The 21,290-nt window shown below is 64.1% G+C and carries 16 protein-coding genes and 1 pseudogene; 7 read left to right on the top strand and 10 right to left on the bottom strand.

Features of this window, described 5'->3' with window-relative positions; genetic code table 11:
• Nucleotides 1-125: 125 nt before the first annotated feature.
• The 5 genes from ACNFBR_RS05220 to ACNFBR_RS05200 form a co-directional block, all read right to left on the bottom strand.
• Nucleotides 126-1,958, bottom strand: a complete 1,833-nt coding sequence (locus ACNFBR_RS05220) for an ABC transporter ATP-binding protein (protein ID WP_416733941.1) — start codon at nt 1,956-1,958, stop codon at nt 126-128.
• A complete protein-coding gene (locus ACNFBR_RS05215) occupies nt 1,951-2,583 on the bottom strand; it encodes a DsbA family protein (RefSeq protein ID WP_416733940.1) in 633 nt (210 codons plus the stop codon). The genes ACNFBR_RS05220 and ACNFBR_RS05215 overlap by 8 nt, the downstream gene beginning before the upstream one ends.
• A gap of 3 nt (nt 2,584-2,586) precedes the next feature.
• Entirely contained in the window at nt 2,587-3,519 is a 933-nt protein-coding gene (locus tag ACNFBR_RS05210) for a rhodanese-related sulfurtransferase (RefSeq protein ID WP_416733939.1), read from the bottom strand.
• A gap of 109 nt (nt 3,520-3,628) precedes the next feature.
• Nucleotides 3,629-3,925, bottom strand: a complete 297-nt coding sequence (locus ACNFBR_RS05205) for a BolA family protein (RefSeq protein ID WP_012271026.1) — start codon at nt 3,923-3,925, stop codon at nt 3,629-3,631.
• A gap of 10 nt (nt 3,926-3,935) precedes the next feature.
• Nucleotides 3,936-4,460 carry a DUF2059 domain-containing protein gene (locus ACNFBR_RS05200; RefSeq protein WP_003252642.1) on the bottom strand — a complete coding sequence of 175 codons (525 nt, stop codon included), beginning with the start codon at nt 4,458-4,460 and terminating at the stop codon, nt 3,936-3,938.
• Between the two features lie 154 nt (nt 4,461-4,614).
• Between ACNFBR_RS05200 and ACNFBR_RS05195 the strand changes: the two genes are divergently transcribed.
• Nucleotides 4,615-6,009, top strand: a complete 1,395-nt coding sequence (locus tag ACNFBR_RS05195; RefSeq protein WP_416733938.1) for a class II fumarate hydratase — start codon at nt 4,615-4,617, stop codon at nt 6,007-6,009.
• 268 nt (nt 6,010-6,277) lie between these two features.
• On the opposite strand, the gene ACNFBR_RS05190 is transcribed toward ACNFBR_RS05195, so the two are convergent.
• On the bottom strand, nt 6,278-7,243 hold the full coding sequence (locus tag ACNFBR_RS05190; protein WP_416733937.1) for a DMT family transporter: 966 nt from the start codon (nt 7,241-7,243) through the stop codon (nt 6,278-6,280).
• Between the two features lie 252 nt (nt 7,244-7,495).
• Nucleotides 7,496-8,989 carry a polyphosphate:AMP phosphotransferase gene (gene pap, locus ACNFBR_RS05185; protein WP_416733936.1) on the bottom strand — a complete coding sequence of 498 codons (1,494 nt, stop codon included), beginning with the start codon at nt 8,987-8,989 and terminating at the stop codon, nt 7,496-7,498.
• Nucleotides 8,990-9,103: 114 nt separating this feature from the next.
• Here pap and mnmC point away from each other — a divergent pair, with 114 nt between their 5' ends.
• From mnmC to ACNFBR_RS05160, 5 genes are all read left to right on the top strand, one after another.
• A complete protein-coding gene (gene mnmC / locus ACNFBR_RS05180) occupies nt 9,104-11,068 on the top strand; it encodes a bifunctional tRNA (5-methylaminomethyl-2-thiouridine)(34)-methyltransferase MnmD/FAD-dependent 5-carboxymethylaminomethyl-2-thiouridine(34) oxidoreductase MnmC (RefSeq protein ID WP_416733935.1) in 1,965 nt (654 codons plus the stop codon).
• Between the two features lie 414 nt (nt 11,069-11,482).
• Nucleotides 11,483-13,270 carry an N-acetylglutaminylglutamine amidotransferase gene (locus tag ACNFBR_RS05175; RefSeq protein WP_416733934.1) on the top strand — a complete coding sequence of 596 codons (1,788 nt, stop codon included), beginning with the start codon at nt 11,483-11,485 and terminating at the stop codon, nt 13,268-13,270.
• Nucleotides 13,271-13,273: 3 nt separating this feature from the next.
• Nucleotides 13,274-15,019, top strand: a complete 1,746-nt coding sequence (ngg, locus tag ACNFBR_RS05170) for an N-acetylglutaminylglutamine synthetase (protein ID WP_416733933.1) — start codon at nt 13,274-13,276, stop codon at nt 15,017-15,019.
• Nucleotides 15,020-15,153: 134 nt separating this feature from the next.
• Nucleotides 15,154-16,338 (top strand): osmoprotectant NAGGN system M42 family peptidase, encoded by a 1,185-nt coding sequence (locus ACNFBR_RS05165; RefSeq protein WP_416733932.1) that lies wholly within the window; start codon nt 15,154-15,156, stop codon nt 16,336-16,338.
• Nucleotides 16,339-16,422: 84 nt separating this feature from the next.
• A complete protein-coding gene (locus ACNFBR_RS05160) occupies nt 16,423-16,650 on the top strand; it encodes a YheU family protein (protein WP_003252629.1) in 228 nt (75 codons plus the stop codon).
• A gap of 66 nt (nt 16,651-16,716) precedes the next feature.
• Here ACNFBR_RS05160 and ACNFBR_RS05155 read toward each other — a convergent pair whose 3' ends face one another.
• Both ACNFBR_RS05155 and ACNFBR_RS05150 read right to left on the bottom strand, forming a co-directional pair.
• Nucleotides 16,717-16,896: a carbon storage regulator gene (locus tag ACNFBR_RS05155; protein WP_416733931.1), complete on the bottom strand. Its 180-nt coding sequence runs from the start codon at nt 16,894-16,896 to the stop codon at nt 16,717-16,719.
• A 120-nt stretch (nt 16,897-17,016) separates the two neighbouring features.
• The gene (locus ACNFBR_RS05150; protein WP_416733930.1) at nt 17,017-17,826 is read right to left on the bottom strand and encodes an SDR family oxidoreductase; all 810 of its coding nucleotides are present in this window, start codon (nt 17,824-17,826) and stop codon (nt 17,017-17,019) included.
• Between the two features lie 233 nt (nt 17,827-18,059).
• Between ACNFBR_RS05150 and ACNFBR_RS05145 the strand changes: the two genes are divergently transcribed.
• Nucleotides 18,060-18,212 (top strand): DUF3309 family protein, encoded by a 153-nt coding sequence (locus tag ACNFBR_RS05145; RefSeq protein ID WP_012271016.1) that lies wholly within the window; start codon nt 18,060-18,062, stop codon nt 18,210-18,212.
• 114 nt (nt 18,213-18,326) lie between these two features.
• On the opposite strand, the pseudogene ACNFBR_RS05140 reads toward ACNFBR_RS05145, so the two are convergent.
• Nucleotides 18,327-21,209 (bottom strand): annotated as a pseudogene (locus ACNFBR_RS05140) (ATP-binding protein); the annotation flags it as partial.
• Between the last annotated feature and the right edge of the window lie 81 nt (nt 21,210-21,290).

The following is a 21,290-nucleotide window of genomic DNA, read 5'->3' as shown; positions in this document are numbered from 1 at the left end:
GAGCAGATAAGGCGCAAATCAACCCAGACAAGCTCAGCGTAGGCCATTTGCCATCGTTGTGAAGGGGATTTTTATGACAGGGAATCGGGGGATTTGCACGTGGGGCAACCTAAAGCGGCTGAAACTCAGCTTTGCTGCAGGTGCCCATAAAGCTTGGCGTACAACCCACCTTCAGCGATCAGCTGCTGGTGGTCGCCATCCTCGGCCACGTGCCCGCCATCGAACACCAGCACCCGGTCAGCCTGCTTCACCGCCGAAAGCCGGTGGGCGATGATCAGCGTGGTACGGCCGCTGAGGAAGCGCGCCAGGGCCTGATGCAAATTGTACTCGGTGGCAGCATCCAGGGCCGATGTGGCTTCGTCGAGGATCACCACCTTGGGCTCGGCCAGCACCATGCGGGCAATGGCCAGGCGCTGGCGCTGGCCGCCGGACAAGCGCACGCCAGAACGCCCCACCACGCTGTCCAGGCCCTGCGGCAAGGCGGCGATGGTGGCATCCAGCTGAGCAATGCGCAGCGCCTGCCAGCAGGCATCGTCGCTGCAGTCACGCCCCATGGTCAGGTTGGCGCGCACGCTGTCGTTGAACAGCGACGGGTGCTGCAACACCACCGCGACGTTTTCGCGCAGGGTTTCCAGGCCGATTTCCTGCAGGCTGGCACCGCCAAAGCGAATGGTTCCGGCCTGGGCGCTGTAAAGCCCCAACAGCAGTTGCACCAGGGTACTCTTGCCGCCGCCACTGGCACCGACAATCGCCACTTTCTCGCCGGCGGCAATCGACAGGTCGAGATGCTCCAGCACCGGCTCGTCGGCATAGGCAAAGCGCAGGTCGCGCACCTCGATGCCCACCGTCTGGCGGCCGGCGAACGGGTCGCTGGCGGCGGGGTACTGCGGCTCGTCGTCGCGCGCCAGCAGCTCGTTGAGGCGGCTCAGCGCACCGCCGGCGGCGTAGTAGGCGTATTGCAGGTTGAGCAGCTGCTCCACCGGGCCGATCATGAACCACAGGTAGCTGAACACCGCCAGCATCTGGCCGATCGACAGGTCGGAGAACAGCACGGTCAGCATCGCCGCGGCGCGGAAGATGTCGATACCGAACTGGAACAGCAGACCACTGGCACGGCCACTGGCATCGCTTTTCCATTGCGAGTCCACGGCGTAATCGCGCACTTCACGGGCACGCAGGCCCAAGCGGCCAAGGAAGTAACCCTGGCGGTTGCCGGCGCGGATTTCCTGAATGGCATCGAGGGTTTCCGCCAGCGCCTGGGTAAAGCGCGCCGTGCTGTCGTTTTCGAGCTTTTTCAGGTGCTTGACGCGCTTGCCCAGCTGCACGGTGAAGTAGATCACCAGCGGGTTGAACAGCAAGATCAGCAAGGCCAGCTGCCAGTGCATCCAGATCAGGATGGCTGCCGTACCGGTCAGGGTCAGCATGGCCACCAGGAAACGGCTGAGGGTTTCGCCAACGAACTTGTCGAGGGTGTCCAGGTCGGTGACCAGGTGGGTGGTTACCGTGCCGCTGCCCAGGCTTTCATATTCCTTCAACGAAATACGCTTGAGCCGCTCGATCAGGCGGATGCGCAGGCGATAGACGATATCCTTGGCCAACCCGGCGAACAGCTTGGCCTGGATCACGTTGAACGCCAGCGCAGCCAGGCGCAGGCACAGGGTCAGCGCCAGCATCAGGCCGATATAGCCGGCGGCCACCTGCCAACTGGACGGCAGCAGGTGGTTCATCCACTTCAGTGCGGCGTCGCCATGGCCAAGCAGCACTTCGTCCACCAGCAGCGGCAGCAGCAGCGGAATGGGCACGCTGCAGCACGCCGCCAGCACCGCAATGAGGTTGGCGGACCAGAGGTTTTTCTTGTGATGCAGGGCCAGGCGGCGGATTTCCGCCCAGCTCAGTCGATCGGCCGCAGTGTATGGCTTGCCCGGTACCGGGTCGGGTGACCCAGGCACATCAAGCACAAGCAGCCTGCTGCAGCCAGCGGCCGAGCAAGGGTTGCAGGCGCTCCAGCGGCTGGTAGCCGTTGGTCAGCAAAGCCAGTTGGCCATTGCGCTCGGCCAGCAGGGTCGGGAAACCGGCGATCCCCAGGTCCTGGGCCCAGGTGAAGTCGGCCGCAGTGGCAGCGCGGGTGTCGGCACGGGCGAAGGTTTCGGCAAATACAGCGCGGTCGAAGCCGCACTGCGAGGCCAGTTCGACCAGCTGCGGCGCGGTGGTCACATCCATACCCTGCTCGTAGAACGCGCGCTGAATCAGCGCCAGCAGCGGCCAGACGCGCTCGCCATCCAGCTCACGGGCCGTGACCAGGGCACGACAGGCCGGCTCGGTGTCGTAGACGAAGCCGTCGGGCATGGCCCCCTCGAAGCGGAACGGCTGGCCGGTCGCATCAGCCACCGCCTGCCAGTGTTCGAGGATGTACTTGCGGGTGGAGCTGTCCAGGGCGCTGCCTCCGGTACGCAAACCACCCGGCACCAGGCGGGTGGCAACGCCTGCCTCGCGCGCCTGGGTGATCAGGGCCGCGGCCACTGGCGCGAACCCCCAGCACCAGGAGCACATCGGGTCCATCACATAAATCAGGCGTGCAGACATGCATCAAGCCTCGGCTTTGTAGTTGTAACCGATCGGGTGCGGCAGGTTGCGGGCCTTGGCCAGCTCGATCTGCTTCTGCCGGTCGATGGCACTGCGCCGGGTCTTCTCGCTCAGGGTGTCCCAGCAATGCGGGCAGCTGACACCTGGCGAATAGTGCTCGGACGCGCGCTCCTGTGCATTGATCGGGTGGCGGCAAGCGTGGCACTGGTCGTACTCGCCTTCGCTCAGGTCATGGCGCACCGTGACGCGGTTGTCGAAGACGAAGCAGTCGCCGTCCCACAGGCTCTCTTCCTGAGGCACTTCCTCGAAGTATTTCAGGATGCCGCCCTTAAGATGATAGACCGCATCAAAGCCTTCACCGAGCATGTAGCTGGAGGCTTTTTCGCAGCGGATGCCGCCGGTGCAGAACATGGCCACCTTCTTGTGCTTGCTCGGGTCGAAGTTGGCCTTGATGTACTCTGGGAACTCGCGGAAGGTCTCGGTCTTCGGGTCGATGGCGCCCTTGAAGGTACCAATGGCCACTTCGTAGTCGTTGCGGGTGTCGATCAGCAGCACTTCCGGGTCGCTGATCAGGGCATTCCAGTCCTTGGGCTCGACATAGGTGCCCACTGCCTGGTTGGGGTCCACGCCCGGCACGCCGAGGGTGACGATCTCTTTCTTCAGCTTGACCTTGGTGCGGTAGAACGGCTGTTCGTCGCAGTACGACTCTTTATGGTCGACATCGACCAGACGCGGGTCGTTGCGCAGCCAGGCCAGCAGACCATCGATGCCTTCGCGGGTGGCCGACACGGTGCCGTTGATGCCCTCGTGGGCCAGCAGCAGGGTGCCTTTGACATTGTTGTCGAGCATGGTTTGCAGCAGCGGCTCGCGCAGCTCGACGTAGTCTTCCAGGGTGACGAACTTGTACAGCGCCGCGACGACGATGGCTTGGGACATGAAGCAGATTCTCCAGGTGGTTGCCCTCGTAAGGGGCGGACCGGATTGACAAATAAAAACGCGCCGACAAGCGGCGCGTTGCGAATTCTACCAGAACGACAAAAAGGTTTCAGTGCCCGCCGCCCGCGCACACCGGCGAGGCCGGCGCAACACCGACCTTGGCCCACTCTTCGGCGGTGTAGGTGTGGATAGCCAGGGCGTGGATCTCGCCCATCAGCTCACCCATGGTGGCGTACACCTTCTGGTGGCGCTTGACGCTGTTCAACCCGGCAAACTGCTCGCTGACGATCACTGCTTTGTAGTGGGTCTCCTGACCACGACTGTGCATGTGGCTTTCGTTGAGCACTTGCAGGTGTTGCGGCGCCAGCGTGGCCAGCTGCTGTTCGATACGCTGTTGCATGGTCATTGCGGCGTACTCACTTCTTCGCTGGGGCGGCGGCCTTGCCTGCGTTCGGGTCCAGTTCCTTGGTCATGTCTTCCAGCAGCTTGTTGACCACCGGTACCGCGGGTTCCAGGCTCTGCTGGGTCAGCTGCGCCGACTGCTGGGTGACCTTGGGCATTTCACGCAGCACTTTCTTGCCCAGCGGCGACTCGTAGAACTTGACCAGGTCCTTCAGCTCCTGCTCGGTGAAGGTCTGGGTGTACAGATCGACCATCTTCGGCTTCAGCTTGTTCCAGCCGATGGCGTTGTCCAGCGCGGCGTTGGCCTTGGCCTGGTAGCTTTCCAGCACGGGCTGTTTGGCGGCCGGGGCCTTGGTCTGAGCGAACCGCTGAGCAAACATCTGCTGCACTTGCATGTACACCGGGGTGCCCAGCTTGTCGGCGTTGGCCAGGGTCAGGAACTTCTCGGCAGCAGCATTGTGGCTGGCGGTGGCAGCAAGTACCTGGCCGCTGGCGCAAACCAGGGCAACGGCGGCACAAAGGACACGGAGACGGGTCATTGCATTTCCTTCAAAGAGACGGAGGCGGGTACCTCAGAGTAGAGCATTCTGCGCCGTGGTGGCGATGTGCTCAAGTGGCACGACGAGCGACGGAACCGCTCTGTCGAATCAGGGCCTAAACTGCGATTTCGAACAACACAGGAGTGCGTACAGAATGAGCCGTATCGAGACAGACAGCCTGGGCCCGGTCGAAGTTCCGGTGGACGCCTACTGGGGTGCGCAGACCCAGCGTTCGCTGATCAACTTCGCCATTGGCAAGGAACGCATGCCCCTCGCGGTGCTGCACGCCCTGGCACTGATCAAGAAGGCCGCGGCGCGCGTCAACGACCGCAATGGCGACCTGCCGGCCGACATCGCCCGGCTGATCGAACAGGCCGCCGATGAAGTGCTCGATGGCCAGCACGACGACCAGTTCCCGCTCGTCGTCTGGCAGACCGGCAGCGGCACCCAGAGCAACATGAACGTCAACGAGGTGATTGCCGGGCGCGCCAACGAACTGGCCGGCAAAGGCCGTGGTGGCAAGGCGCCAGTGCACCCCAACGACCACGTCAACCGGTCGCAGAGCTCCAACGACTGCTTCCCCACCGCCATGCACATTGCTGCCGCCCAGGCCGTGCATGAAAAACTGTTGCCGGCGATCACCGAACTGTCGTCGGGCCTGGCCGAATTGTCGGCGCGCCACCACAAGCTGGTGAAAACCGGCCGCACGCACATGATGGACGCCACGCCGATCACCTTCGGCCAGGAAGTGTCGGCCTTCGTCGCTCAACTCGATTACGCCCAGCGCGCCATCCGTGCCACCCTGCCAGCCGTGTGCGAACTGGCCCAGGGCGGCACCGCCGTGGGTACCGGCCTCAACGCCCCGCATGGCTTTGCCGAAGCCATCGCCGCCGAGCTGGCGGCAGAGTCCGGCTTGCCGTTCGTCACCGCGCCGAACAAATTTGCCGCCCTCGCCGGCCACGAACCGCTGACCAGCCTGGCGGGCGCCCTGAAGACCCTGGCCGTGGCCCTGATGAAAATCGCCAACGACCTGCGCCTGCTCGGGTCCGGCCCACGCGCGGGCATTGCCGAAGTGCGCCTGCCGGCCAACGAGCCGGGCAGCTCGATCATGCCGGGCAAGGTCAACCCGACCCAGTGCGAGGCGCTGTCGATGCTGGCCTGCCAGGTGCTGGGCAACGACGCGGCCATCGGCTTTGCCGCCAGCCAGGGGCATTTGCAACTGAACGTGTTCAAGCCGGTGATCATCCATAACCTGCTGCAGTCCATCGAGTTGCTGGCCGATGGTTGCCGCAACTTCCAACAGCACTGCGTGGCGGGTATCGAGCCGGATGCCGAGCAGATGGCCGCGCACCTGGAGCGCGGGTTGATGCTGGTAACCGCACTGAACCCACATATTGGCTATGACAAGGCGGCGGAAATTGCCAAGAAGGCTTACAGCGAGGGCAAGACCTTGAGGGAGGCTGCGCTGGAGTTGAAGTACCTGACCAATGAACAGTTCGACCAGTGGGTGAGGCCGGAGAACATGCTGGCGCCGGGTGCCAAAGGCTGAAAAATCTGTTGCCTGTACCGGCCTCTTCGCGGGGCTAGCCCGCTCCCACAGGATGGCCACAGGGCTGAATGTTGTGAAATCCCTGTGGGAGCGGGCTTGCCCCGCGAAGAAGCCGCTCCCACAGGATGACCACAGGGCTGAATGTTGTGAAATCCCTGTGGGAGCGGGCTAGCTCCGCGAAGAGGCCGCTCCCACAGGATGACCACAGGGCTGAATGTTGTGAAATCCCTGTGGGAGCGGGCTTGCCCCGCGAAGAGGCCGGCACAGGCTATTGATGAAACTGAGCCAACCGCGCCCGCCTAGCCCGCCACCCTGCCACCAGCGATGGCCCCAGCGCCACCACCGCCGAGCCGAGCACCACGGTTACCGCCCCCACATAGCCCAGGGCATTGATGTCCTCGGCATGCACGTAGTCAGGCCACAGCACCGCCGCCAGTGCCACCGCGACAAAGGTCACCAACGGGGTCAGCGCCAGCGTGGCACTCACCCGCGACGCCTCCCAGTGCGCCAGCGCTTCAGCAAATGCGCCATAGGCCACCAGGGTATTCAGGCAACAGGCCAGTAACAACCAACCTTGGACCGGGGTCAGTTGCAGTGCCTCCAGCGGGTGTACCCACGGGGTAAGCAGTGCGGCGCAGCACAGGTAGATCACCATCATCACCTGCTGCGAATGCCACACGGTCAGCAGTTGCTTCTGGCTCAGGGCGTAGAACACCCAGATGCTGGTGGCCAGCAGAATGGTCAGCACACCAGTGGTATAGGTGCCCAACGAGGTCAGCAGTTCGCCCAGCCGCTGGTTGAAAAACAGCCCGAAACCCACCAGTAAAATCAGCAGGCCCAGCCCCTGCCCCAGGCTGAAGCGCTCGCGGAACACGAACACACTGGCCACCAGCAACAGCACCGGGCCGATCTGTACCACCAGTTGCGCGGTGCCAGGGCTAAGCAGGTTAAGGCCGATCAGGTACAGCACGTAGTTGCCCATCAGGCCAAGCACGGCGACCAGCACCAGGCCCTTGCCCTTGGGCGCCAGTTTGCGCACGGACGGCAACCGCCGCTTAGCCGCCAGCCAGGCAAACAGCAGGCCGCCGGAGACCAGCAGGCGGTACCAGGTGACGGTGATCGGGTCGACCACTTGCAACACCTGTTTGAGCTTGATCGGTAAAATGCCCCAGAGCAACGCCGTCAGAAGTGCCAGGAACAGCCCATAGCCCCAGCGGCCGGAAGTGGTGTGCATAAAATCCTCGATCAAGCCCGTGGTGGGGGTGATTGGATTCTACGGGCTTGAAGGACTGCGACCCAGAAGAATGCCGAGAAAAGAATTCATCAGGTCATTCTTCTGCGGCATGGCTTGGCAAATGTGTTGTCAGTTCTGGCCTCTTCGCGGGCACGCCCGCTCCCACAGAAGTACCACAGGATTGAAGCTTGTGGAGTGCCTGTGGGAGCGGGTGCCCGCGAAGAGGCCAGAACAGGCAGCCAGGGGCTTTGGCTATTTCTTGTCCTTGGCAAACGCCGCTTCCAGTGCCTGGTTGATGGTGCGCAATACCTTCACCCGCGCCCAGCGCTTGTCATTGGCCTCCACCAGCGTCCACGGTGCAATCTCGCTGCTGGTGCGGTCGACCATGTCGCCTACCGCCTGGGTGTACTCGCCCCACTTGTCGCGGTTGCGCCAGTCATCTTCGGTGATCTTGTAGCGCTTGAACGGGATCTGCTCGCGCTCTTCGAAGCGTTCCAGCTGGGTCTGCTGGTCAATCGCCAGCCAGAACTTGACCACCACCACGCCGGCATTGACCAACTGCTCTTCAAAGTCGTTGATCTCGCTGTAGGCGCGCATCCAGTCGGCCGGGCTGCAGAAGCCCTCTACCCGCTCCACCAGCACCCGGCCATACCAGGAGCGGTCGAAGATGGTGAACTTGCCACGCGCCGGAATATGCCGCCAGAACCGCCACAGATAAGGCTGCGCACGCTCTTCTTCGGTGGGTGCGGCAATCGGCACGATGCGGTACTGGCGCGGGTCCAGCGCCGCCGCCACGCGGCGGATGGCACCGCCCTTGCCGGCGGCGTCGTTGCCTTCGAACACCGCCACCAGCGCGTGCCGGCGCATGTGCTTGTCACGCAGCAAGCCGGCCAGCCGGGCCTGTTCGGTAACCAACTGTTCCTGGTAGTCGGCTTTGTCCAGGCGCAAGGTCATGTCCAGGGCGCCTAGCAAACTGCGCTGATCGATGCTGCGGCCCAGCGGGGCCACGTTGCCCTGGTGCTTGCCCTTGGGGTTGTTGGCCAGCGCAGCTTGCAGGCTTTCCAGCAGGATGCGCCCCACCGCGAGGCCGCGGTAATTCGGGTCTACCCCTTCAATGATATGCCACGGTGCATAATCGCGGCTGGTGCGGCGCAGCACGCGCTCGCCGAAGCGCACGAAACGGTCATAGGTTTCGGACTGCTGCCAGTCCAGCGGGCTGATCTTCCAGCTGTGCAGCGGGTCGTCCTTGAGCGACTTCAGCCGCGCCTTCATCTGCTTCTTGGACAAGTGGAACCAGAACTTGATGATCAGCGCACCTTCATCGCAGAGCATCTGTTCCAGGCGCTCGGCGCCCATGATGGCTTGGTCGAGCACGGCATCCTTGAATACCCCGTGCACCCGCCCCTGCAGCATCTGGCTGTACCAGTTGCCGAAGAACACGCCCATCCGCCCCTTCGGTGGCAAGGCCCGCCAGTAACGCCAGGCGGGAGGGCGGGCCAGCTCCTCGTCGGTTTGCTGGTCGAAGGTGAGCACATCGATCATGCGCGGGTCCATCCACTCGTTGAGCAGTTTTACCGTCTCACCCTTGCCAGCGCCTTCGATGCCGTTGATCAGCACGATCACCGGGAAGCGCACCTGCTGCTTGAGTTCGTACTGGGCTTCGAGCAGGGCCTCGCGTAAAGCGGGTACCTCGGCGTCGTAAGCCTCCTTGTCGATGCTGTGGCCGATTTCGGCAGATTCGAACATGCACTGGCTCCTTCAATGGATAAGCAAGACTAGCGGATTTAGGTAGCGCCGGTACAACAGCGGAAAATCATCAGATGGCATAAAATCCCGCTATCCGCTGCAACCGAGCCAACCATGTCCACCCTCCTCCAGCACGCCCAGATCGACTGGGACGACCAGGGCCGCCCCCACTCGCGGCAATACGACGACGTCTATTTCGCGGTCAACGAAGGCATCGAAGAAACCAAGCACGTGTTCCTCGGCCAGACCCGCCTGGCCGAGCGCTTTGCCGACCTCGCGCCACATGCCTGCATGGTGATCGGCGAAACCGGTTTTGGCACCGGCATGAATTTTTTCTGCGCCTGGCAACTGTTCGACGAACAGGCTCACAGCGACGCGCGCCTGCACTTCGTCAGCGTCGAAAAGTACCCCCTTGGCCACGCCGACATGGCCCGCGCAGTAAGCCTGTGGCCCGAACTTGCCGCCTATACCGAGCCCCTGCTGGAGCAGTACGTGGCGGTGCACCCGGGTTTTCAGCAGTTCACTTTCGCCAATGGCCGAGTCACCCTCACCCTGTTGATCGGCGATGTGCTCGAACAACTGCCGCAGCTGGATGGGCAAATCGATGTGTGGTTCCTCGATGGCTTCGCCCCTGCCAAGAACCCCGACATGTGGACCCCGGCGCTGTTTGCGCAACTGGCGCGGCTATCGCACCCGGGCACGGTGCTGGGCACCTTCACCACCACAGGCTGGGTGCGCCGCAGCCTGGTCGAAGCCGGCTTCGCCATGAAGAAAGTCCCAGGCATCGGCAAGAAGTGGGAGGTCATGAGCGGCGCCTACGTCGGCCCCCTGCCCGACCCAGGCGCGCCTTGGTACGCACGCCCGGCCGTTACACAAGGGCCACGCGAAGCGCTGGTGATCGGTGCCGGGCTCGCTGGCAGCACAACCGCTGCCAGCCTGGCCCGGCGCGGCTGGCGAGTCACCGTACTGGAGCGCCATGAAGCGCCGGCCCAGGAAGCTTCGGGCAACCCGCAAGGGGTGCTGTACCTCAAGCTGTCTGCCCATGGCACCGCGCTGTCGCAGATGATCCTCGGCGGGTTCGGCTACACGCGGCGCCAGCTGCAGCGCTTGCAGCGTGGGCAGGATTGGGATGCCTGCGGGGTGCTGCAGCTGGCATTCGACAGCAAGGAGGCCGAACGCCAGGGCAAGCTGGCAGCCGCCTTCGACCATGATTTGCTGCACTCACTGGCGCGTGCCGAAGCTGAAGCCATCGCCGGGGTGGCCTTGCCGGCTGGCGGGCTGTACTACCCCGAAGGTGGCTGGGTGCACCCGCCGGCGCTGTGCCAGCAGCAGTTGCAGCACCCGGGTATTCACCTGGTGACGCACCAGGAAGTGCTTGAACTGCGCAAGCGGGATGACCAGTGGCAAGCCTGGGCTGGCGACCGACTGCTGGCCAGCGCACCGGTGATGATCCTGGCCGGGGCCGCCGAAGTGCGGCGTTTCGAGCCTTGCGCGCAGTTGCCGCTCAAGCGTATTCGTGGGCAGATCACCCGCTTGCCGGCCACTGCCGGCAGCCGGGCACTGCGCACCGTGGTGTGCGCGGAAGGCTACGTGGCACCGCCGCGCGCGGGTGAACATACCTTGGGCGCGAGTTTTGATTTTCATAATGAAGACCTCACGCCGACGGTGGCCGAGCACCAGGGCAACCTGGCATTGCTGGATGAGATATCCGTCGATTTGGCGCAGCGGCTTGGCGTGGCTGAACTGGACGCTGAGCAATTGCAGGGGCGCGCAGCGTTCCGTTGTACAAGCCCGGATTACCTGCCGATTGTCGGGCCTGTGGCGGACGAGCAGGCGTTTGCCGAGGCCTATGCAGTGCTGAGCCGGGATGCGCGGCAAGTGCCGGATGTGGCCTGCCCTTGGCTGGATGGGTTGTACGTGAACAGCGGGCACGGGTCGCGCGGGTTGATCACGGCGCCGTTGAGTGGCGAACTGGTGGCGGCCTGGGTGTGTGGGGAACCGCTGCCGTTGCCACGGGCGGTGGCGCAGGCTTGTCACCCGAACCGGTTTGCGTTGCGCCGGTTGATTCGGGGGAAGTGATGGCTTCGGGGGGCATGGCGAGGGATTTTTTGCGCCTGTGAGATCGAGCGCCGCCCGCGCGGCGCATCGCGAGCGAAGCTCGCTCCTACATCTGTTTCGGGCCAATTATGCCTGTGGGATTTGCGCGCGAACGCCTTGGCGCATGGCGTGATATCGCGTCGTACAAACAAGGCGGTCGCGCGCGCCTGTCACAGGCGTTACTGGCCAAAAACAAACGTAGGAGCGAGCTTCGCTCGCGATGCGCCGCGCGGGCGGCGCTCGATCTGCGCAACACCACAACCCCCAAGGCATGCACCTCCTCCCCAACCACATATAACAAATTGTTCTAAAACTCTTAAAAAGCACACCGGTCAGTTCCTGAAGGTGCCCTAATCCGGGGCATCACCTCCCCAACGGAAAAACCGGTAAGGACTTATGTGCGGATTAGCAGGAGAGTTGCGTTTCACCCCCATCGACCAAGCCCCTCGCCCAGCCGACCTGGCTGCGGTAGAGCGCATCACCCATCACCTGGCCCCGCGTGGCCCGGATGCCTGGGGCTTCCATAGCCAGGGCCCGATTGCCCTCGGCCACCGCCGCCTGAAGATCATGGACCTGTCCGACGGCTCGGCGCAGCCGATGGTCGACAACACCCTGGGCCTGTCGCTGGCCTTCAACGGCGCCATCTACAACTTCCCCGAACTGCGCCAGGAACTGCAAGACCTGGGCTACACCTTCTACTCCGATGGCGACACCGAGGTGCTGCTCAAGGGCTACCACGCCTGGGGCGCGGCCCTGCTGCCCAAGCTCAACGGCATGTTCGCCCTGGCCATCTGGGAGCGCGACAACCAGCGCCTGTTCCTGGCCCGCGACCGCCTTGGCGTCAAGCCCCTGTACCTGTCGCGCAACGGCGAGCGCCTGCGCTTTGCCTCGACCCTGCCAGCACTGCTCAAGGGCGGCGACATCGATCCGATGCTCGACCCTGTGGCGCTCAACCACTACCTGAACTTCCACGCCGTGGTGCCAGCACCGCGCACCCTGCTGGCCAACGTGCAAAAGCTGGAGCCCGGCACCTGGATGCGCATTGACCGGCACGGCGAAGTAGAGCGCCAGACCTGGTGGCAGTTGCACTACGGCGCCAACCTGGACGAGCGCGATCTCGACCTGGAGGGCTGGACCACCCGCGTGCTCGACGCCACCCGCGATGCCGTGGCCATTCGCCAACGTGCCGCGGTCGACGTCGGCGTGCTGCTGTCCGGCGGTGTCGACTCCAGCCTGCTGGTGGGCCTGTTGCGCGAAGTGGGTGTTGACGACTTGTCGACCTTCTCCATCGGCTTCGAGGATGCCGGCGGCGAGCGCGGCGACGAGTTCCAGTATTCCGACCTGATCGCCAAGCACTACGGCACACGCCACCATCAGTTGCGCATTGCCGAGCACGAAATCATCGACCAGTTGCCAGCGGCCTTCCGCGCCATGAGCGAACCGATGGTCAGCCACGACTGCATTGCGTTCTACCTGCTGTCGCGGGAGGTGGCCAAGCACTGCAAAGGCGTGCAGAGCGGCCAGGGTGCCGACGAGCTGTTCGCGGGCTATCACTGGTACCCGCAGGTGGACGGCGCCGACGATGCCTTTACCGCCTACCGCGACGCGTTCTTCGACCGCAGCCATGCCGAGTACCGCGATACCGTGCAGGCCCCCTGGCTGCTGGAAACCGACGCCGCCGGCGACTTCGTGCGCGAGCATTTCGCCCGCCCTGGGGCATCGGATGCGGTGGACAAGGCCCTGCGCCTGGACAGCACGGTGATGCTCGTCGACGACCCGGTCAAGCGAGTGGACAACATGACCATGGCCTGGGGCCTCGAGGCGCGTACGCCGTTCCTCGACTACCGCCTGGTGGAACTGTCGGCACGCATCCCGGCGCGCTTCAAGCTGCCCGACGGTGGCAAGCAAGTGCTCAAGCAGGCCGCACGGCGGGTGATTCCGCATGAGGTGATCGACCGCAAGAAGGGCTACTTCCCGGTGCCGGGCCTGAAGCACCTGGAAGGCGCCACCCTGGGTTGGGTGCGCGAGCTGCTGACCGACCCCAGCCAGGACCGTGGGCTGTTCAACCCAGCCATGCTCGACCGCCTGCTGAGCAACCCCCACGGCCAGCTGACGCCGCTACGCGGCTCCAAGCTGTGGCAGCTGGCGGCGCTGAACCTGTGGCTGAGCGAACAAGGAATCTGACCGATGAAAGCCCATGAAATCGCTTACGGTCAGCGCCTGCTGCGCGGCCAGGCGCCGTCCTACGAGCGCCTGCAAGCGCGCCTGGCCGGCGACGGCAGCCAGCCCCACGACCAGCCGCGTGCCGTGCACTGCGGTTGGGGTCGGCTGCTGATCGGCCACACCTACCCCGACCCGATTGCCCTGGCCGAGGACTTGCTCGACGAACGCCCCGGCGAACGTGACATTGCCCTGTACGTGGCCGCGCCGCAGCAGTTGCTGGCCCAGGCCCCGCAGCAACTGTTCCTCGACCCCTCCGACACGCTGCGCCTCTGGTTCACCGACTACCGGCCCGCGCAGCGGGTATTCCGCGGCTTTCGCGTGCGACGGGCGCAGAACCCCGCCGACTGGCAAGCGATCAACACCCTGTACCAGGCGCGCGGCATGCTGCCGGTCGACGCCGAGCTGCTGACCCCTCGGCACCTCGGTGGCCCGGTGTACTGGCTGGCCGAGGACGAAGACAGCGGCGCAGTCATCGGCAGCGTCATGGGCCTGAACCATGCCAAGGCCTTCGATGACCCTGAACATGGCAGCAGCCTGTGGTGCCTGGCGGTGGACCCGCACTGCACACGCCCCGGCGTGGGCGAAGTGCTGGTGCGCCACCTGATCGAACACTTCATGAGCCGCGGCCTGGCCTACCTCGACCTGTCGGTGCTGCACGACAACCGCCAGGCCAAGCGCTTGTACCAGAAGTTGGGCTTTCGCAACCTGCCCACCTTCGCGGTCAAGCGCAAGAATGGCATCAACGAGCAGCTGTTCCTCGGACCCGGGCCACAAGCCGACCTCAACCCCTATGCCCGTATCATCGTCGACGAAGCGTTGCGCCGAGGCATCGAAGTGCAAGTGGATGACGCCGCTGGCGGCCTGTTCACCCTGAGCCTGGGTGGGCGGCGCATTCGCTGCCGTGAATCGCTCAGCGACCTGACCAGTGCCGTGACCATGACCCTGTGCCAGGACAAGCGCCTGACCCGACACGCCCTGCACAACGCCGGGCTGAAGGTGCCGGCGCAGCAGTTGGCGGGTAATGCCGACGACAACCTGGCGTTTCTCGACGAACACGGCGCGGTGGTGGTCAAACCCGTCGATGGCGAGCAAGGCCAGGGTGTGGCGGTGAACCTGACCTGCATCGACGACATCACTTTTGCCGTGGCCCACGCCCGCCAGTTCGACAACCGCGTACTGCTGGAGAGCTTCCATGCCGGGCTGGACCTGCGCATCGTGGTCATAGGCTACGAAGTGGTGGCCGCCGCCATTCGTCACCCGGCGCAGGTGCTGGGCGATGGCAAGCACAGTGTGCGCCAGTTGATCGAAGCCCAGAGCCGTCGACGCCAGGCCGCCACCGGTGGCGAAAGCCGTATTCCACTGGACGACGAAACCGAGCGTACCTTGCGCGCGGCGGGCGTTGCCTATGACCACGTGCTGCCGGCCGGCCAGCGCCTGGCCGTACGCCGCACCGCCAACCTGCACACCGGCGGCACCCTGGAGGACGTCACCGAACGCCTGCACCCGGTATTGGCCGACGCTGCCGTGCGCGCTGCACGGGCGCTGGAAATTCCGGTGGTGGGGCTGGACTTCATGGTGCGAGATGCCGGGCAGCCAGAATACGTGATCATCGAAGCCAACGAGCGTGCCGGCTTGGCCAACCATGAGCCGCAACCCACCGCCGAACGTTTTATCGACTTGCTGTTTCCGCATAGCCGGCCTTTGGCGTAACCGCTGATGGCCTCTTCGCGGGCACGCCCGCTCCCACAGGTCCACCACCGTTGCTGAGACTTGTGGGGGCCTGTGAGAGCCTGTGGGAGCGGGCGTGCCCGCGAAGAAGTCAACACAATTTCCAAGGAGTACTCATGTCCGAACGACTCCCCGAACCCGATCTCGACTACCTCAAGCGCGTGCTCCTGGAGATGCTCGCCATCCCCAGCCCCACCGGTTTCACCGACACCATCGTGCGCTACGTGGCCGAACGCCTGGACGAATTGGGCATCCCCTTCGAGCTGACCCGTCGTGGCACCATTCGCGCCACACTCAAGGGCCGGCAAACTTCGCCCGACCGCGCCGTGTCTGCTCACCTCGATACCATCGGCGCCAGTGTGCGCCAGCTGCAGGACAACGGCCGCCTGGCCCTGGCACCAGTGGGTTGCTGGTCCAGCCGCTTCGCCGAAGGCAGTCGTGTCAGTGTGTTCACCGATACCGGCGTGTACCGCGGCAGCGTACTGCCGCTGATGGCCAGCGGGCATGCCTTCAACACCGCCATTGACCAGATGCCGATCAGCTGGGATCACGTAGAGGTGCGCCTGGACGCCTATTGCGCCACCCGTGCCGACTGCGAGGCGTTGGGCGTGAGCATTGGTGACTTCGTGGCCTTCGACCCATTGCCCGAATTCACCGAAAGCGGTCACATCAGTGCGCGCCACCTGGACGACAAGGCTGGCGTAGCCGCGCTGCTGGCGGCATTGAAGGCCGTGGTGGAAAGCGGCCGCCAACCGTTGATCGACTGCCATCCGCTGTTCACCATCACCGAGGAGACTGGCTCGGGTGCAGCCGGCGCCCTGCCCTGGGACGTCAGCGAGTTCGTCGGTATCGACATCGCGCCAGTGGCGCCCGGGCAGGCGTCCAGCGAGCATGCCGTCAGCGTGGCCATGCAGGACTCGTCAGGGCCTTACGACTACCACCTGTCCCGGCACCTGCTGAAACTGGCCGGCGACCACGACCTGTCAGTGCGGCGCGACCTGTTCCGCTATTACTTCAGCGATGCCCATTCGGCAGTGACGGCGGGGCATGATATTCGTACTGCGCTGGTGGCCTTTGGTTGCGATGCCACCCATGGTTACGAACGCACCCATATCGACAGCCTGGCGGCACTTAGCCGGTTGTTGTCGGCTTACCTGCTGAGCCCACCGGTGTTCGCCAGCGATTCGCAGCCGGCCAATGCGTCGCTCGAGCGCTTCAGCCATCAGCTGGAGCATGATGCACAGATGGAGAGCGACACGCGGGTGCCGGCGGTTGATAGCTTGGTCGGCAACAAGGGTTGAAGCCGTTGGGGGCTGCAAAGCGGCCCCCGATTAGCCCAGCTTTCGCGTAGCATGCCCCTATCTACTGCCCAGGCATCACCTACCATGCTGATCCCCTACGACCAACTGCAAGCCGAAACACTGACCCGCCTGATCGAGGACTTCGTCACTCGCGACGGTACCGATAACGGTGATGACACCCCGCTGGAAACCCGCGTGCTGCGGGTACGCCAGGCATTGGCCAAAGGCCAGGCGTTCATCCTGTTCGACCTGGAAAGCCAGCAATGCCAGTTGCTGGCCAAGCATGATGTACCCAGGGAGTTGCTCGACTAGCAGGCCTGGCCTCTTCGCGGGCTTGTGGGAGCGGGCAAGCCCGCGAAGAGGCCCGCACGGGCATCCTCAGGCCTTGCTCTGCTTGATGTCCTTGATGCGTTTGTACACCTCGGCCCGATGCACCGGCACTTTGCGTGGAGCATCCACGCCAAACCGCACCACCCCCTCCCGCGTCTCTACCACCTTGATGCGGATATCATCGCCAATCACGATGATCTCCCCCACTTCGCGTCCTATTACCAACATGTTCCGGTCCTCCACAGAAAGGGAAAACCGGAGCCTGCCTTGTGGGCATTCTCCTACTCAATAGCTCCGCAGCAAATCAGAAGGATCCTACTTTGCAGGGTAAAATCTCCTACAGATAATTCATCGCGCATGGGACTTGGCACGCATTTTCACCGCCATTTCCGCCATCTCGTCATACAGCTTTTCAGGGGCCTGGCGCTTCAGATGCCACGCCTGACGCCCAGCTTCGTGGGGCAAGATCAGAAACTCCCCTGCGGCGACCTGCTGATGGATGTATTCGGCAATGTCCGCCGCGCTGATCGGCGAGCCTTCCAGCAGTTTGCCAACCTGTGCCTTCATCGCCGGGTTGGGCCCGCGGAACGAGTCCAACAGGTTGGTCTGGAAGAACGATGGGCACACTACATGCACGGCCACCTCAAGCTGACGCAGCTCCACCAGCAGGCTCTCGGAGAGCGCCAGCACGCCGGCCTTGGCCACGTTGTAGTTGCTCATGCCTGGGCCCTGCATCAGTGCGGCCATCGAGGCGACGTTGATGATGCGCCCCTTGCTGCGCTCCAGCAGCGGCAGGAACGCCTTGCAGCCCTTGACCACGCCCATCAGGTTGACCGCGATCTGCCAGTCCCAGTCCTCCAGCGACAGCTCGGCGAAGAACCCGCCCGAGGCGACGCCGGCGTTGTTGACGATTACGTCGATGCCACCGAACTGCTCGGTGCAGGCTTGGGCCAGGGCGGTGAGCTGGCTGTAGTCGCGTACATCGCAGCGCTGAACAAACCCATCGCCGCCGGCTTGGCGGACCTGCTCCAGGGTTTCGCGCAGGCCGCTTTCGTTGACATCGGCCAGCGCCAGGCGCCAGCCCTCGCGCGCCCAGCGCAGGGCGATCTCGCGACCGAGGCCGGACCCGGCGCCAGTGATCATGATGCGGTTTTGCATGGTGGCTGGCCTTGTTTGGTGTGGTTGTGCCACGAGTCTAATCAAGGCCGAGTGGGCAGGCAGGGTTCATCAGGGTAGTGAATGGGTGGGCATGATGCAGGGGAAGCCTTGCGCTGCGAAGAAGCCGCCACTGGCAATACACCGATGGAATCTTTCACAAGCGGCAACAGTCCGAACTTACAAGAGGCCAGCAGTCCAAGGCCCTTGACCTTCAACCACGCAAGGATTCTGTCATGACCACGATTCTGATCATCATCCTGATCCTCCTGCTGATTGGTGGCTTACCGGTCTTCCCGCACTCGCGCAGCTGGGGCTACGGCCCGTCCGGCATCGTCGGCGTGGTGCTGGTGATCCTGCTGGTGCTGTTGTTGCTCGGCATGATATGACGGCGCGCCCGTGGCAGCCGTGCTGTCCAGTTGCCGCTCCAGGCTCATCATCGCTTCGACCAAGGCCTGTACGGACCGTTGCACGGCCTGCAGGTCCTGGGGCTGGGCCTGGCAGCAGCGCTCCACGTCTTCGCACAAGGCTACCAGCCCATCGGCGTGCAGGATGCGCGCCGCGCCTTTGACCCGGTGCGCAAGGCCGGCCACTGCCACAGACGATAGGCCCTCCTGCCTGAGTTTCTGCAGGTCTTCATGGTTACTGGCACGCAGGTCTGCCAGCAGCGCCTTGAATGCAACCTGATCCTTGCCAGCCAGCTGCCAGAGCTGTTGCAAGTCCAACGGTGCCGGGGGCTGGCAAGTAGCGTCGGTGCAAGCCTTGATTGCAGCCAGCGCCTGAACCAGGCTATCCAGGTTCAAAGGTTTGAACAGGCAATCATCCATGCCTGCGTCCAGGCAGGCCTGACGTTCGCTTTGTTGGGCGTTGGCGGTCAACGCGATCAGCCGGCAAGGCGGACGCCCACTGCGGCGCTCGTGCTCGCGAATGGCCCGAGCCAACTCGTGACCGTTCAGGCGCGGCATGTTGCAGTCACTGATCACTACATCGAAATGCGCTCCCAACCACAGCCGCAGGGCTTGCGAGCCATCCTCGGCGACGCTTGCCTGGTGGCCTAGAAACTTCAGCTGCTGAGCCAGCAACAGCCGGTTGGCGGGATAATCATCGACCACCAACACACGCAGGCACACCGGTTTGCCTGCGATCGGCGCAGGCGCCGCAGCCATCAACGGAGCCTCGCTCGTCAGCAGCGGCAGTTGCAGCAGAATGGCCACCGTAGTGCCCTTCCCCAAGGTGCTGCTCAGGCGTAACTGCCCACCCATCATTTCGCACAGGCTACGACTTATGCTCAGGCCCAGGCCTGCGCTGCTACGGGGTGATTGCTGCTGGTTACTGGCCTGGCGAAACGGTTGTCCCAGGCTGGCCAGCTCCTTGGCCGCAATGCCCACACCGGTATCACGCACTTGCAGCCAGACTTCCAGACGATCGCCGCGCGGCACGCCGCTCAGGCTGACCACAACCTGTCCCTGGCGGGTGAACTTAATGGCATTGCTCAGCAGGTTCGCCAACACTTGCTTGAAGCGCAACGGGTCGAGCATGACCTCGCTTGCCACGGCCCCCTGGGTCTTGAGCAGCAGTGCCAGGCCCTTGCCACGCGCTTGCTGTTCGAACAGCTGGATGACCTGCTCGACGGGCTCACGCAGGCACACTCGCCGGGGCGTCAGCTGCAGGTGGCCAGCCTCGATCCGGCTGATGTCGAGGATATCGCCGATCAGTTCGTGCAGCCCTCGCGCAGCCTTGGTCGCCACTTCGATTGCGCAGCGGTCGAGCACACCCTGGGTGGAGTTGCGCTGGACCAGTTCGAGCATGCCCATCAACGCACTCAGGGGCGTGCGAATCTCGTGGCTCATGGTGGTGAGAAAGCAGGTCTTGGCCTGGCTGGCTGCTTCCGCGTCCAACTTGGCGCGCTCCAGCGCCACCTGCAGGCGACGCAGGTAACGAATCCACAGCAGCGACAGCAGCAGCAACGCGGATGCGGCAAGGAAACCGAGCAGTACCTTGCTGCGGTAGCGTGCCCAGACGCCATCGGCCACGATCATCGGCTGGCGCCAGCGGCGCACCAATGCATCGGTCTCGCGCGGTGACAGGCTGAGCAGCGCTTGGTCAACGATGCCCAACAGTTCACTGCCACCGGCAGCGCCAGCCAGGGCAACGTGCGCCGGCGGCACGGCCAGGCTGGCCTGGACTTGCAGGCGCCCGGGGTACCACTGGGCGATCAGTGCGCGGGCTTCATCGAGCCCCAGCATGGCGCCGTCGACCTGGCCACGCGCCAGGGCATGCAAGGCATCCAGCGGGCCTTGCGTGAAGTGCTGACGTAGCTTGGGGTAACGCCGCCGCAACAGCTCGGCCATGGAACTGCCAGAAACCAGTGCAATGGTGTGCTCGGCAAGCCGCTCGAAGTCGGTTTCGACCGCAGCTCCGCTGCGGGTTACCAGCACCCACGGCGTGCTCAGGTAAGCCCGGCTGAACGATAGTTGCTGCTCCAGCGCCGAACTGTGCGCCAACCCGGCGATCAGCTGGGCCTTGCCCTGCATCAACTGCCCGATCATCTGCTGCTGGCCGTTGATCGCCTGCACCTCGAAGTTCAGCCCGGTGCGCTGCGACACCGCCTGCAGGATGTCCAGGCTCAGCCCGCGCAGTTCACCCTTGCTGTCGCGGTAGCTCTGCGGCAGCGACTGATTGTCCACCAGCACCCGCACCGTGGGGTTGTCCTGCAACCAGCGCAACTGGGCCGGGTTCAGTTGCAAGGGTTGGGGCGCATGCGTAGCGCTGGCGAGTGGGTCCCAACGCTCGCGGATACGCCCGCGCTGCGCTTCATCAATGTTGCCCAAGGCCTGCCGGACCAAGGCCGGCAAGGGCGTACCGTTATCGAACATGGCAAAGCCGATGCCCTGACGGGGCATTGCCGCATGGCCAGCCTCCACCACCCCGGCAAAAGGGTTACGCCCCAGCACGTGGCGAGCGACCATGGCACTACCCAGATAAAGATCGGCCTGGCCCAGTGGCAACGCCGCCATGGCACTGAACGGGCTTGGGTGCAACTGCACCTGCGCCATCGGGTAGTACTGGCGCACCTGCGCCAAGGGCCGATAGCCTTCTACCATCACCAGGCGAAACGGCTCGTCGCGATCCACTTGCGGGTGCTGCTCGGCAGCCATGAACAATGGCCAGTCATCGGCATAGGGCGGAGATAACAACAGGCCGGCCGCTTGCGCCTGCTGCTCGGTCACCGAGCCGAGCAGGTCGATCCCGCCCTCGCGCAAGGCAGTGCTCGCGTCCTCGAACGAGGCGAACACCTGCACGGTCATGTCCAGGTTCAGCTGTGCGGCCACCAAGCTCGCATAGTCTGCGCTGATTCCCTCGTAGGTGCGGCCAGTACCGAGCATGTCGAGGGGCGGCTGGTCGTTCGCCAGCACACCCAGGCGCAGCACCCGCTGACGCCACAGCCAGCGCAGCTCGGCGCCATC

Source organism: Pseudomonas sp. NY11955 (genome assembly GCF_048068035.1).
In the GTDB taxonomy this organism is placed as follows: domain Bacteria; phylum Pseudomonadota; class Gammaproteobacteria; order Pseudomonadales; family Pseudomonadaceae; genus Aquipseudomonas.
The sequence above is the reverse complement of the archived record's forward strand: the minus strand, read 5'-3'. Positions and strand labels throughout refer to the sequence as shown.